The sequence below is a fragment of the Chryseobacterium sp. WG23 genome, from assembly GCF_024586575.1.
Classification (GTDB): Bacteria; Bacteroidota; Bacteroidia; order Flavobacteriales; family Weeksellaceae; genus Chryseobacterium.
Genome location: NZ_JALCZE010000001.1, coordinates 462,227 through 476,389, shown reverse-complemented (window position 1 = coordinate 476,389; position 14,163 = coordinate 462,227). Strand labels below are relative to the sequence as shown.

The 14,163-nt window shown below is 35.8% G+C and carries 14 protein-coding genes; 2 read left to right on the top strand and 12 right to left on the bottom strand.

The annotated features are described in order from the left end of the window. Positions 1-3 precede the first annotated feature (3 nt). The gene (locus tag MP477_RS02195; protein ID WP_230035256.1) at positions 4-888 is read right to left on the bottom strand and encodes a lysophospholipid acyltransferase family protein; all 885 of its coding nucleotides are present in this window, start codon (positions 886-888) and stop codon (positions 4-6) included. 79 nt (positions 889-967) lie between these two features. Between MP477_RS02195 and MP477_RS02190 the strand changes: the two genes are divergently transcribed. Next, complete coding sequence (locus tag MP477_RS02190) at positions 968-1,537, top strand: thioredoxin family protein (RefSeq protein ID WP_257188963.1); 570 nt, start codon at positions 968-970, stop codon at positions 1,535-1,537. A gap of 120 nt (positions 1,538-1,657) precedes the next feature. Here the strand turns inward: MP477_RS02190 and MP477_RS02185 are convergent, their stop codons facing one another. From MP477_RS02185 to MP477_RS02170, 4 genes are all read right to left on the bottom strand, one after another. Then, entirely contained in the window at positions 1,658-3,019 is a 1,362-nt protein-coding gene (locus MP477_RS02185) for an aldehyde dehydrogenase (protein WP_257188962.1), read from the bottom strand. A gap of 107 nt (positions 3,020-3,126) precedes the next feature. Continuing rightward, a complete protein-coding gene (locus MP477_RS02180; RefSeq protein WP_257188961.1) occupies positions 3,127-4,689 on the bottom strand; it encodes a hypothetical protein in 1,563 nt (520 codons plus the stop codon). Positions 4,690-5,011: 322 nt separating this feature from the next. Beyond that, entirely contained in the window at positions 5,012-6,058 is a 1,047-nt protein-coding gene (locus tag MP477_RS02175; protein ID WP_257188960.1) for an HlyD family secretion protein, read from the bottom strand. Between the two features lie 5 nt (positions 6,059-6,063). Continuing rightward, positions 6,064-7,395, bottom strand: a complete 1,332-nt coding sequence (locus MP477_RS02170) for a TolC family protein (protein ID WP_257188959.1) — start codon at positions 7,393-7,395, stop codon at positions 6,064-6,066. Between the two features lie 142 nt (positions 7,396-7,537). Here MP477_RS02170 and MP477_RS02165 point away from each other — a divergent pair, with 142 nt between their 5' ends. Continuing rightward, on the top strand, positions 7,538-8,341 hold the full coding sequence (locus MP477_RS02165; RefSeq protein WP_257188958.1) for an AraC family transcriptional regulator: 804 nt from the start codon (positions 7,538-7,540) through the stop codon (positions 8,339-8,341). Between the two features lie 127 nt (positions 8,342-8,468). Here MP477_RS02165 and rplI read toward each other — a convergent pair whose 3' ends face one another. From rplI to MP477_RS02130, 7 genes are all read right to left on the bottom strand, one after another. Further along, a complete protein-coding gene (rplI, locus tag MP477_RS02160) occupies positions 8,469-8,981 on the bottom strand; it encodes a 50S ribosomal protein L9 (protein ID WP_230035271.1) in 513 nt (170 codons plus the stop codon). 181 nt (positions 8,982-9,162) lie between these two features. After that, positions 9,163-9,465, bottom strand: a complete 303-nt coding sequence (gene rpsR, locus MP477_RS02155) for a 30S ribosomal protein S18 (protein WP_034706728.1) — start codon at positions 9,463-9,465, stop codon at positions 9,163-9,165. A 31-nt stretch (positions 9,466-9,496) separates the two neighbouring features. Continuing rightward, positions 9,497-9,838: a 30S ribosomal protein S6 gene (rpsF, locus tag MP477_RS02150; protein ID WP_047429790.1), complete on the bottom strand. Its 342-nt coding sequence runs from the start codon at positions 9,836-9,838 to the stop codon at positions 9,497-9,499. Between the two features lie 135 nt (positions 9,839-9,973). After that, positions 9,974-11,326 carry a chloride channel protein gene (locus tag MP477_RS02145; RefSeq protein WP_257188957.1) on the bottom strand — a complete coding sequence of 451 codons (1,353 nt, stop codon included), beginning with the start codon at positions 11,324-11,326 and terminating at the stop codon, positions 9,974-9,976. 42 nt (positions 11,327-11,368) lie between these two features. Continuing rightward, positions 11,369-11,995: a hypothetical protein gene (locus MP477_RS02140; protein WP_257188956.1), complete on the bottom strand. Its 627-nt coding sequence runs from the start codon at positions 11,993-11,995 to the stop codon at positions 11,369-11,371. A gap of 228 nt (positions 11,996-12,223) precedes the next feature. Further along, positions 12,224-12,571 carry a hypothetical protein gene (locus MP477_RS02135; protein ID WP_257188955.1) on the bottom strand — a complete coding sequence of 116 codons (348 nt, stop codon included), beginning with the start codon at positions 12,569-12,571 and terminating at the stop codon, positions 12,224-12,226. 258 nt (positions 12,572-12,829) lie between these two features. Further along, the gene (locus tag MP477_RS02130; protein ID WP_230035277.1) at positions 12,830-14,137 is read right to left on the bottom strand and encodes a dihydrolipoamide acetyltransferase family protein; all 1,308 of its coding nucleotides are present in this window, start codon (positions 14,135-14,137) and stop codon (positions 12,830-12,832) included. Positions 14,138-14,163: the final 26 nt, after the last annotated feature.

Below are 14,163 nucleotides of genomic sequence, written 5' to 3'. Positions count from 1 at the left end.
TATCTATTTTTTTTCAGAATCAAAAGTTTTGATAGAATCCTGGTATTTCCACTTTCTGTGAGACCAAAGATAATTATCCGGATGTTTGTGTAACGTGTTTTCCAACAATTTATGGAACTTTTTTACCACTTCGTGTTCTACAAACTTTTCATGATCCGGGTATATTCTGTGATAGTTGACCTGATAATAGCCTCGCTTTACCTTCTTCATTTCGCAATAGATAAAAGCAAGATCCATTCTTGTTGCCAGCTTGTCATATCCTACAAAAACAGGAGTCCTTTGATTCAGAAATTCCAATCCATAATTGACATGGGAAGAATGAGGGGTTTGATCTGCTACAAACATGTAGATGGAGTTCCCGTCATTTTTATTTCTGAAAATATTAAGAATCACTTCATTGGCTTCCAGTGCCTCATTACCGAACTTGTTACGCACTTTTCTCATCTGGTTTTCCCAGAAGTCACTATTCACTTTTCTGTAAACCGGATGACAGTGTTCCTGGGGAACAATCTTTGCCAATGCATTAATCCATTCCCAGTTGAAAACATGTCCCGCCAGCAGAATGATATTTTTACCCTCCTTCTGAACTTCATGAAATACATCCTGATTAATGTGCTGCATTCTTACCCTGGCCTCTGTTTCAGAGATGCTGAAAGATTTTATGGTCTCTACAAGATAGTCTGAGAAATTCCGGTAAAACATTTTGCGTATTTTTCCAATCTCCTCTTCAGATTTATCAGGAAAAGAGTTCTTTAGATTTTGAGTAATAACATTCTTTCTGTAACCTACCAGATAATAGTTTAAGAAGAACATAACGTCCGAAAAAATGTATAATACTTTAAGCGGAAGTTTGGAAATGAAATATAATATTTTGATCAGGTAATTCATAAAACACGCAAATTTAGTGATAATAAAATTATGGTTCTATTTTTGCAGATGGATAATATTATTTTTTTATTTTTATGTTATGAAAAAAATAGCAATATTGGCTTTTCTGGGATTAAGTATTTTTGCTTTTTCACAGGATGTAAATAATTTACCGGATAAAGGTAAACGGAAAACAGCTCTTATAGTTCCTACAGAACAAAAAGAACTGGAAGCGAAGAAAAAGGCAGCTGAGGAGAAAGCAAAGCTTCCTAAGCCTTATAATCCTAAAGCTGACGCTCAGGCAGATATTAATAAACTGGTGGCGCAAGCTAAGAAAGAAGGCAAAAATATTATAATTCAGGCAGGAGGAAACTGGTGTATCTGGTGTCTCCGTTTTAATAATTTTGTACAGACTACCCCTGAATTAAAAGAAATTGTAGATAAAAAATATCTATATTATCACCTGAACTATTCTCCGGATAATAAAAATGAAAAAGTTTTTGCTCAATATGATAATCCTGGTGAAAAATTTGGGTACCCGGTATTTATTGTACTTGATAAAAATGGAAAGATGATTAAAGTTCAGCAGAGCGATGTCTTTGAAGATGGAAAAGGATATAGTAAAGAAAAGGTTAAAGATTTTTTCAATACCTGGGCTCCTAAAGGATAAAATTAAAAGAAGCTGTTTCAATAATGAAACAGCTTCTTTATTTTTGACAGACTCTGTGACGATTAAAGTTACGAATGTTTAAAAGTAACTATAAAGATAATTAAGATAATCCTCAAAATATTATAAAAACCTTTTAATCCAGCTTAATTTTTTCTCAGAATAAGGTGGATATTTAATATTAGGTTCGCCCCAGGTTGTTTTTTCCAAAACAGATTTCTGATGTGAAAAAGCTTCAAAACCGAACTTTCCGTGATAATTTCCTATCCCTGAATTTCCCACTCCTCCAAACGGAAGGTTGTCATTACTTAAATGCATCACGGTATCATTGATGCATCCGCCTCCAAAGGAAAGCTTCCTGGTGAACAGCTCTTTTTCTTCTGTATTATTGGTGAAAAGATAGGCAGCAAGAGGTTTTTCCAGTTCGGTAATAGCATTAAGAGCTGAGTTAAAGTTCTGAAAACTGATAACCGGAAGAATAGGGCCAAAAATTTCTTCCTGCATACTATTTTCGTTCCAGTCTATATTATTAAGAATGGTGGGTTCTATATACAGTTTTTCTTCATCGAAATGACCTCCGTAATATATTTTCTCCGGATTGATAAGTTTGATCAGACGCTGAAAATTCCTTCGGTTAATAATTCTTGTATACTGCTCTGAATCCGGTTCGTACTTAAATTCTTTGATATATTTTCTGAGCATTTCCAGAAACTGCTCCTGTACAGATTCTTCAAGGAGCAAATAATCCGGGGCAACACAGGTTTGTCCGGCATTCAGAAACTTTCCCCATACAATTCTTTTGGCGGCAACTTCAAGATTGGCCTCTTTGGTTACAATAGCCGGAGATTTTCCTCCCAATTCAAGGACTACAGGAGTTAAATGCCCGGCAGCAGCTTTATAGATGATCTTTCCAACTTGAGTACTTCCTGTAAAAAATATTTTATCAAACTTTAACTGTAAAAGTGCTGTTGTTTCATCAATACCGCCCTCATATACATACAGATAGTCAGAAGGAAAGTTTTCATTGATGATGGCAGCCATTGCCTTCATCGTATTTTCTGCTATTTCGCTGGGCTTTAAAATACAACAGTTGCCGGCAGCAATGGCCGCAATAAGAGGGGAGAGCGACAGCTGATAAGGATAATTCCAGGCACCTATAACCAATATACATCCCAATGGATCTGAATAGATTCTGCTGCTTCCAAGCTGATTGACAAGATTGGTGCCTGCTTTCTTAGGTTTAGAAAGAGACTTCAGGTTTTTTAAATAATAGTCAATATCCTTTAGTAAAAAAGAGAGCTCTGTAGTAAATGTATCAAATTTAGACTTTCCAAAATCTTTGTGAATAGCTTCATATAGCAAACCTTCATGGGTGATGATAAGATTCCGAAGCTTTTCAAGATACATTTTCCGGAAGGCAATATTCTTGGTTTGCTGTGTTTTAAAAAAATCCTTTTGTCCTAATAAAATCTTTTCAATTTCCATACTATGCTTTGTATTTTAAACGTAGATATTTGTTCAGTATTGTTGTTGAAACAATGAACAATAAACTGGCCAAAGTAGTGTGGGCTAAGCTCTGTTTTTTTACAGCATTACATAATATTTCTCACAGCTATTTTTACGGGGTGGTAAAGCAGTAAAAGAAGGGCTGTTATTAAAGCCAGCCAGAATAATCCGGTAAAAATTTCCATATTGGAAAGAAGGATAGACTGGGCTGTTATTTTTGCTTTAAAAGCTCCTGCAGTTATCGATAGGGATTCATTGACCGGAAGTTTTGAAATTTGAGTTCCGAAAACCTGATTCCATTGGCTGTAAAAGATAGGATTGGTATCAGTAAGGGTAGAGCTGAGCGTATCGGAATGTTTTAACGTTAAAAAGAGCATTAGATTCTGCATTAAAGCATATCCTATAGCTGTTGTCCAGAACCTCGTTGTTGTACCTAAAGCTGTTGCATTGTTTACATATTCTTCCGGCATTCCGGAGATTAAAAAGAAAACCAGAGGGGTAAACAGCAATCCCTGGGCAACTCCCTGAAGAAATAAAGGTGGACAGATAGTGGCAAGGCTAGTATCCGGATAAAAAGTATAGGTAAACCATGCACAATCCACTGCCAACAACATAAATCCTGTAAAGAAAACGATTCGGGACGATACTCCGCGCATCAGGCAGATTCCTGATAAAAATACACCCAATAATGTTCCTGCAACATTCCAGTACTGGATATTGACAATATAATCCCAAGGCCATTTCCAGACCGTTGCCATTATGCTGTATACATTATTTAAGCCTGAACGGATCAAATAAAAAATGAAAAACAGGATCATTCCTGCAATGACATTTTTTGAACTGAAGACTTCAAAATGAAAGAGCGGTCTTTTTGAATTTCTTTGTTTCAACATAAATAATCCTCCGGAAACTAGAAATATGAATAAACACATGATAATGGTATCAGATTCAAACCACATCAGTCTTTTTCCGTAGATAATGGCATAGCCTCCGGATTGCAGACAGACCCACAGTAAAAACCAACTTGGAATATCCAGCTGATATAAAGGCTTTTTAGGGAAAAAGCGGTTTCTGTTGAAAATAGCAATTCCGATGATCAGAACAAAAACATGGAAATAAACCATCATTAAAACCATATGCTGAAAATTATAGTTTTCAATGCTTGATTTTAATAAGGTTGTGGTTACCGTTCCTCCTGTAAGCATAATAGAATACATAAAGAGGTAAGCAAATACTTTGGCATGTTTTGTTTTTAATTCTGCTATGATCAGCGGCAGGAAAATAGCTCCTTCCAATAGTCCGAAAATTCCTTCCAGAAACCGTATCACCAGAATGATATGATAATCATTGGTGACTGATAAAATGTAAAGAATGATTACAGAAATGGAAGACATCAGCAGAACATAATATTTCACACTGAAATAAGCCATAAATCGCTGTAAAACTAAAAGGGTAACCACAAATGTCCCATACATCAAAATCATTAAGTATTGGATGTCGTCTGAATCTACATCCATAAAAGAAGATGTGAAAGCGCTGTTAGAATGTAACAGCGACAACAACATCAGGTGGGGAAACAATGCCAGTACAAGAAGTGGCAGTTTCAGCCATTGTGGTACCCATTTATGATAAACTGTATTATGTTGCATAGTATAGTAGAAACTAAGAAAGATGAACCTGTTTTTAGTTTGAATAAAAAGCGAAAAGACAAAAGAGCAATGGTGTAAAAGTAAAAGGTAAAATGACAAATAGGCCCAGAAAAAATGAGCAGATCTGTAATTTTGCAGTCTTGCCTTTTCGCTAAAAAAAATCTAACATTAATTTGAAAATTTGATGATCTGAAAATAAAAAGAATTATAATTTTACACTCTAATACTCTAATACTCTAATACTCTAATACTCTAATACTCTAATACTCTAATACTCTAATACTCTAATACTCTAATACTCTCAAACACAAAAACTCTCAAACTATATCTTCTTCGCACTTACCAGGACATTCATTCCGGAAAGCAGCTTTTCATTGTCTTTATTGTTGTCTAGAATAATTTTCATGGGAAATCTCTGTTCAATTTTTACAAAGTTTCCGGTAGCATTGTCTGGCTTTACCAGGGAAAATTGAGATCCTGATGCCGGTGAAACAGAAACAACCCTTCCTTTGAATTCAATATCAGGATAGGCATCGGCCGTAATGATCACTTCCTGTTTCTGGTCAATTTGCCCAAGCTGGGTTTCTTTATAGTTGGCAATGATCCACTTTTCCTTGCTTACCATCTGTACCAAAGCCTGGCCCTCCTTGATCAGCTGACCTTCCTGAATTGTTTTTTTACCTACCCATCCGTCATAAGGTGCCGTGATTACCGTGTAGGAGAGAAAAAGCTTAGCGTTGTTCAGATTGGCAGAACTCTGCTGGATCTGGCTTTTGGCTGGAGCAACTTTGGTCTGTTGTTCATTGGCTCCTGCTCTCACAGCATTTTTCTGCTGATCCAATGCCATAAGATTGGCCTTAGCCTGCTCATAAGAAGCCTTTACGTTTTCAAATTCCTGTTCTGTAGCGGCATCTTCTGATAGCAGGTTTTTATATCGTTTATAATCTTGCTCGGTTCTCCAGATATCAATTCTTGCTGAAGCTATTTTGGCATCTATGATTTTGGTATCACTTTCTTTAGTATTTACACCACTTTGAATGGTTGCAATATTTTCAGTAGTGGTATGGAGATTGGCTTCTGCTACCTTTACCTGGTTTACAAATTCCCTGTTATCTATAATAATTAATGTATCACCCTTATGAACAAATTGATTTTCCTTGAACCTGATTATTTTTATAAATCCTGAAACTTTACTGGATACAGGAGTAATATATTGCTCGATTTGAGCATCATTGGTGGTTACATTTTTCCTTGAAAACAGATAAAAACTTACCATTCCTGTAATTCCGCTGATGATCAGGATCCAGGCTAGCAGAGTAATGGTCCTGTTGATTCTTTTTTCCTTTTGTGTCAGTACTTTCTTTGCCATAGTTTTTATAAGTTTCCAATCGTATATTGGAGTTGGTAGTATTTTAATTGTCGGTTAATTTTTACAGAAATAAGATTAGATTCAGCTTCCAGATAGGTGTTGTCGGCATCTATGAGTTCTGTGATCAGGCTTAATTTATTGGCATATTTTGTTCTTACAATACGGTAATTTTCTTTAGCCTGATCAATGGCCTCTTCAGCTATTTTTACTTTCTGGTCGGTTTCTTCAAACTTTTTATAGGCTTCATATACACTGTGCCGGATCTTCTCGTCGTTTTCCTCAATCTGGAGTTTGGCAAGGTCAATATTCTCTTTGGTTTCCTGCATTTTGTATTTATTTTTATACAGATTTTCAATAGGATAGGTAAGGTTCATTCCAATCATTCCCAAACGGTAGGCATAAGGCTCGGGAGGAAAAAACATCATATTCGGATATTTTAAGAAATATTCTCCACCTGCTGTAATTTTAGGTAAATAATTGGCTTTAGTGATCTTCCGGTCGAGTTCTTTTAAAGAAAGATTCTTATGTGTAATGTCTACAGACTCATTTTTATGCAAAGCAGTTTCGGTAAGCTCTTCAACATAGGGAATAGCTACTTTTTCTGAGATCAGGTCCTTTGTGTCTACATGCATTTCCTGGTTTTCCGGAAGAGAAAGTATGGTTTTCAGCTTATGCTCTGCAATCTGAATATCATTATCAAGTTCCGTCCAGCTCATTTTATGGTTGGATAGTTGTAAAGAAGTTCTCAATACTTCATTTACGGTAACTACACCATTGGCCTTTAATGCTTTTACCTGCCTGATATTTACAGAATCCTCTTTCATTTTGTCATTGATAAGACTTTGCTGCTCTTTTAAATGGTGAATCTGTAGAAAAGCGGTAATAATCTCCATAGTAAGCTGTCTTTCATCCAGATGTGTTCTCAAAGCTGAAATTTCAGTATCAATAGCTGCTTTCTTTTCAGTATTTTTTATTTTTCCTCCCATATATACAGGGATTGAAGCTGATAAAGTAAAATCGTACATTCCGTTGATAACATCATATTTTGTAGCTTCATTGAATACGCCATTTTGATGCTGAAAAAGATTGGTCACCTGATTATAGCTGGTGTGAAACTCAATGTCCGGAAGCTTTTCCATTTTAAGATCTTTCTCTTTGGTAACAGACATTTCCTGTTTTAAATGACTTATCAGAATGTTCTTGTTGTTTTTCAGCCCAATGCCTACAGCATCCTGCAAACTGAGATGGCGGTAATCGATCACTTGTGTATGTAAAAGATTGCTTGTCAATAATAAGCACAACGCGATGCATTGATATTTACATGCGTTAAATATCATATTCATAATTTATTTAAAGGATTTTTGCTAAAATGATTTTGATGCAGCAAAGTTACGGCGACAGGCATATGACCCTATTTGTGAAAACAGAAAAAGATTTGTTCATTTACGCCAATTTAATTTTTCTTCTTACCTTTACCTCATGAATGACAGCCATTTTAAGGCAGTAGAAGAAGAAGATGCCGAATTTTACATATATCACGTGCTCACAGGAGATGTCACAACAGAAATACACTATCACAGTTCAGCACAGTTGATCTATGCCGAAGGAGGTATTGTCCATGTTTTTACAGATCAGAAACACTGGTATCTACCGGCAAGGTGTTTTATGTGGATTCCGGCAGGAACCCCGCATTATATTTTTTCAACCAGTCCGAAAGTGGATCTTTATAATTTTTATTTTAAAAAAGAGGTGGATGAAAATGGCCGTTTTAATGAAATTAATATCTATTCCGTTAATAACTTAGCTCGGGAAATGATTTTATATACAAAAGAATGGGATGGGAAAATCACAAAAAATAACGGATCTAAATATAATTTTCTCAAAGCTTTAAAAGGTGTTTTTTTAGAAAAAATGGATGAAAAACTGGCTTTCCCGGTTCAGCATCCTTTTCCTAAAGATGAAACACTGCTGAAAATTGCAAAATACATTCATGCCAATCTTGAAAAACCCCTTACTATTGAATCTACAGCCAAAGAATTCGGAATGAGCACAAGAACCCTTTCTAGGAAATTTAAAGAGATTCTAGGGATGAATTATGTCCGTTTTTTAAGAGCTTTAAGGATCACCCGCTCCCTTGAACTTATGCTGGAAGGAAAATACAATATGTATGAAATAGCGATGATGGTTGGCTACAATAGCTTATCTTCTTTCAGCAATATCTTCAAAAAAATAATAGGGGTACCTCCTACGGAATATCAGCAGAAACTGAGAGGTGACGGGTAAGTAACGTAAAGTGGAAGCATCTTGGATATGAATACATAGAGATTATATCCAGAGCAATAAGGAAATATATATTGCACAAAAAAACCACTTCAGATGAAGTGGTTCAGTATATTTTGAAAACAGCTTATTAAGCTTCTTCTTCAGTTTTAGGAGCTTCCTTCTTTGCAGGAGCCGGAGCTGCTGGAGCAGGAGGAGCGTCAGAAACGATATCGAATTCAAAATTGTATTCAACGTTTCTGTGTAGTCTGATGTTAGCCGTAACTTTACCAGTTCTTTTAATAGTGTTTCCTGGGATTTTGATGTATTTCTTCTCTACAGAAACTCCAGCCTTAGCAAGAGCAGCAGAAAGATCTCCATTATTGATAGATCCGAATAATTTGTCACCAGAACCTACTTTTGCAGGAATAGTAATAGAAGTTTTCTTTAATTGATCTACTACACCGTTAGCAGCAGCAATTAATTTAGCTTCTTCTTCTTTTCTAGCTTCCAAAGTAGCCTCTAGAGCTGCTTTGTTTTTAGGAGTAGCTAAAAGAGCAATTCCTTGAGGAAGTAAGAAGTTTCTGGCATAACCAGGTTTTACACTTACTGTATCAAACTCAAGTCCTAAGTTTTCTACGTCTTTTTTTAGAATGATATCCATTGTTGTTGTCCGTTTTTTAGTTTTAGAGAAAAGAACAAAGAAAAAAGAAAAAAGACTGATGTCTTAGAAATTATTTCTTTCCTTTAATCTAAAAATCGTTAGAATTAATTATTTATTCAGCAACTTAAAAAAAGAGAAAATGACCGAAGCCTTTTCTCTCTCTTCTTGTTTCTTTTGTATCTTACTTTAATAAGTCAGCTACGTAAGGTAATAAAGATAAGTGTCTTGCTCTTTTAATAGCAGCAGAAACTTTTCTTTGATATTTTAAAGAAGTACCAGTGTATCTTCTTGGTAAAATTTTACCTTGCTCGTTAACGAACTGTAATAAGAAATCAGCATCTTTGTAATCAACATGCTTAATTCCGTATTTTTTGAATCTACAATATTTCTTTTCAGATTTTGTATTGATATCAAGCGGAGTAAGGAATTTTACTTCTGATTCTCCTCCAGCTGAGGCTTGTTTAGCCATTTCATCTATTGCCATGTCTTGTCTTTTTAAAAAATAGGGTTAATAATTAAGCTTTAGCTGCTTTTACTTTAGTTCTTCTAGTTACAGCGTACTCAACAGCATGTTTGTCAAGTTTTGTAGTAAGGTAACGGATTACTCTCTCGTCACGCTTAAATGCTAATTCTAAATCAGCTACTACAGTACCTTCTCCTTTGAATTCGATTAAAGTATAGAACCCGTTCTTTTTCAATTGGATAGGGTAAGCTAATTTTTTTAATCCCCAGTTTTCTTTAGCAACGATTTCGCAGTTCTTTTCTTTGATAAGATCTACATACTTGTTCACTGCTTCCTCTACCTGTGACTCAGATAGAACGGGAGTTAAAATGAAAACAGTTTCGTAATTGTTCATAATGTTAAATGAATTTGTTAATTATTTCGAGGTGCAAAATTAGAGAATATATTTATAATATACAATAGTAGTGGTGAAATAATTGAGAATTGAAAGTTGTAATGTGCGGAAAATTGGAATAGAATCTAACCCAAACTAATCCTTTTCTCTGATTTCCGTTAAAAAATTTACCTTCAGTATATCATACAGCGAATGTCTGCTTACCAAAATAGAGGCAATAGAAGATACCATTCCCGCAAGCATTAAATGAAAAATCAATGAATGCCTGTCGGTCATTTCCAGAACAATAATCGCTGAAGTAAACGGAGCTCTTGTAATCCCTGTCAGGAAAGCAACCATTCCGGCGAGAATCACCACATTGGTTTCGTTGGGGGTGAGATGGATAGCTCCCGAGATTACAGAACCTATACTTGCACCTGCGGTGAGAGCAGGTGCGAAAATACCGCCTGCACCTCCTGATGTAAAAGACAGGGCTGGACCAAGCATTCTTAAAATCGGCACATACCAGTCTTCATGTTTATCTTTGGTGAAAAGAACACGCTCCATAATCTCTTTTCCGGAACCCAGAATTTCCCTGTTGATAAAGTAAGCAATAGAGGCAATAACCAGGGCGCAAATGATCAGGAACAGAACAGTGGCTTTATCTGTTTTCAGTTTTTTCTTTTTCCAGCCATTGATTCTGAGCATGATAACGGAAAGCTGGCTTGCCAGAATACCTGCAGTTCCTGCAACAAGTACAATGGGGAACATAATGAGCAAAGAAACATCATGCGTTTTAGGATACCCTAAATAGAGATAAGATCCAGCCAATGTCTGGGCGGTAAGGCCTGCAATAATAACGGCTGTAAATAAAGCCGTTTTAAAATAATTGATATGGGTTTTTGAAAGTTCTTCTACTGCAAATACAATTCCTCCCAACGGAGTATTAAAAGCGGCAGCAAGTCCTGCAGCAGCTCCGGTCATGATCATATTTTTTTTGGAGATCTTTGGCCACCATTCAGGAAGGTATTCATTTACTTTTCTGAAAACAGAACCTGCAATCTGAATTGTAGGACCTTCACGTCCTACAGCACCTCCGCCAATTACTAAAATGACGGAAGATAGAATTTTGAAAAAAATAATTTTAAGACTTAAAAGGCTTCTGATCTTTTTATGTTCCTTCGGATTGGCAAGTTCTACAGCTGCCATTACCTGTGGAATACCACTTCCTTTAGCATTGGGTGCAAATTCCTTTACCAGCCACCAGGAAAGTACAAATCCAGCAGGTGCTATAATAAAGATCATCCATGCATGCCAGTCAAAAATAAGATTCATCAGGTTTTCACCCCATGCAAATATTTTGGCATACAATACAGCAAAAAATCCGGTAATAACAGATCCTATCCAAAAGGGAATGGCTTGAAGCAGATTATATTTTAGCTGCTCATTTCGAATATTGTCAAAAGATTTTTTAACGGATCTCCGTATAAAAGCAAGGATTTTCAGCATTTGTCTATTTTCTGGGATGAAATTACGGTAAAATTTTGAAAATTATATTTCTTCTAAAAATTTTGCGATAGATAGGGTATTATTTACGTTTAATTCTTTTGAAAGCCCCATGCTTAAAATAGTATTTTTAACTTCAAGTCTAAAATCCTTATCGGGAAAAGATTGTATAATTTTCTTGCGTGTCGGGGTTAAAAAATCCATCGTTTTATAGGGATTACTTCCCCAAACATAGAAATTTTTAAAATCCTTATTCTCTTTGAAATGAAGGGGAGGGCTATTGAAAATTCCTGCAATGCTGTCTGCTAATTTTTTTTTATGAATGGAAATGAATTCAAAGTCTTCTTCCAGTTTTTTCAAGCCCCAAATTTCTAATGTATCATCTTTATCGGTAGAGCGGGCTCCCCGAAATGTTGTACCAATTCTATTGATGATAAAAAGATAAAAGGAGTTAGTATTGCTTTTATTAGTGATATAATAGCAGATCTTAGGTGTTTTCAGAAGGTCTGTTTTATCAGAGAGAAATTGATGATAAGGTGAGTTTTCAATTTCTATCACCGAAATATTGTAAATTTCAAACAGTGTATCATACACCTTAAAAATCAAGGTTTCCTCTTCTTTAGAAAAGTCGAATAGTTTCGTAATCAATAATTTTCTGAAATCCAGCTCCATGGTTTGATATATTTGTCTTAAAGATAAAACTATTCTATAGCATAAGAAATTCTTAACATCTATTTTTTTAGTAATAAAATTGAAAAAATCTCACCCGTTACTAAGTGAAATGCTAATGTTTTAGCTCTTGATAACTTAGAGCTTAACTCTCAATCTGATGTCATAAAAACAGGAGCCGTTACAATACAAAGCAGGCTTCCAAAAAATGAAAGCCTGCTGTAGTGTATATTATGATCCGCCCAAGATGACGGCAGCACCTATTCCATAGATCAATAAGAGAATAAGAGTGAAAGTTAAATTAACATTCCTCAGTTTGAGTTTTTCATTGCTCTGAAGAATAGCCATTTCAATAATGATGAAAAGAAGCCATACAGCATGAAATATCATCATAAAGAAAAGATAACCCAGAACGTCCCAGCCTTTAGCTTGAGTCATTGCAATAAAAAAAACAATACTTCCAAAAATAAGCGCTGCAAGACGTATCAGGATATGATTCTTTACGTTTTGGCCGGCAGGCTGAATATTTTTTTCTTCGTCCTGTTTTATTTCAAAAAGTTCCCTGAGTTCACGATTCATTCCTTTTGTTTATTGTATAATTTAACGAAAAACTGCAGAATACCAATAAAACAGATAAGGTTTAAAACACCAAAAACGCGGAACAGTTCCATAGAGTAGAACTCAAAAAAACTGGAAATAAACTGAATAAGATCAATAAGAATAATGAAGCTTAGTGAAATTATTGCAATTAAAGTTGCGTTTTTCATGTAATATCTGTTTGGGTGTTGGTTACACTGTTGTTTTCTGGTTAAATTTCAAAGGAACTATCTTCTGTTTTTAAACCTCAGTATTCAGATCCCAGTTTTCAAGATAATCATGCACATGCTTCAGCATCATTCCTCCTAAAGATCCGTCTACAACTCTGTGGTCATAAGAGTGAGACATGAACATTAAGTTTCTGATCGCAATAACATCTCCGTCTGCTGTTTCAAGAACTGCAGGTTTCTTAACGATAGCTCCAATTGCTAAAATAGCAACCTGAGGCTGAGGAATAATTGGAGTTCCCATAAGGTTTCCAAAGCTTCCTACGTTAGAGATTGTATAGGTTGCCCCTTGTGTATCTTCAGGTCTTAACTTTTTGTTTCTTGCTCTGTAAGCCAGGTCATTGATTGCTTTTGCAAGACCAGAAAGAGATAATTGATCAGCATTTTTAATAACAGGCACAATAAGGTTCCCATCCGGAAGGGCTGTAGCCATACCAATATTGATATTTTTCTTCTTGATGATATTGTCTCCACTGATAGAAACATTGATCATTGGGAAGTCCTGAATTGCTTTTACAATCGCTTTTACGAAAATAGGCATGAAAGTCAGTTTTTCACCTTCACGTTTTTCGAAGATCGCTTTGTTTTTGTTTCTCCATTTTACAACGTTGGTAACGTCTGTTTCTATGAAAGAAGTAACGTGTGGAGCAATATGTTTTGCTTTCACCATGTTTTCAGCGATGATCTTTCTCATTCTGTCCATTGGAATGATCTCATCACCTGCACTTACCGGAACTGTAGCTGCCGGAGCAGATACTGCTGGTTTCTGAGCAGGAGCAGCCTGTACCGGTGCTGCTTGCTGAGCCGGCTGGCTTCCTCTGTTGGCAACATAAGCCAATATATCTTCTTTGGTAATTCTTCCTTCCAAACCGCTTCCTTTGATAGACTTCAGCTCGGTTTCAGAAATGTTTTCCTGTTGTGCAATTGATTTTACAAGTGGAGATAAATAAAGGTCTCCTGAGAATTCTACATTTGAAGCAGCTACAGTTTGTAACGGCTCTTCAATTGTTTTTAATGTTTCAGTATCTGGAGTAGCAGCCGGAGTTTCCGTTTTTACTTCCTCCGATGCAGTACCTTCTCCTTCAATTTCTAAAATAGCAATGGCTTCACCAACTTTGGCAACTTCATCTTTTTGCTTTAAAATTTTCACGATTTTCCCCGAAACTGGTGTCGGAACGTCTGAATCTACTTTATCTGTTGCAATTTCTACTACAGAGTCATCTTCTTTTACGTTATCACCTTCATTGAATAACCAAGTGATAATTGTCGCTTCCATAACCCCTTCTCCCATGGAAGGAAGCAATAATTTGTATTCTGCCATTTTTGATTTTTAGATTTTGACAAATA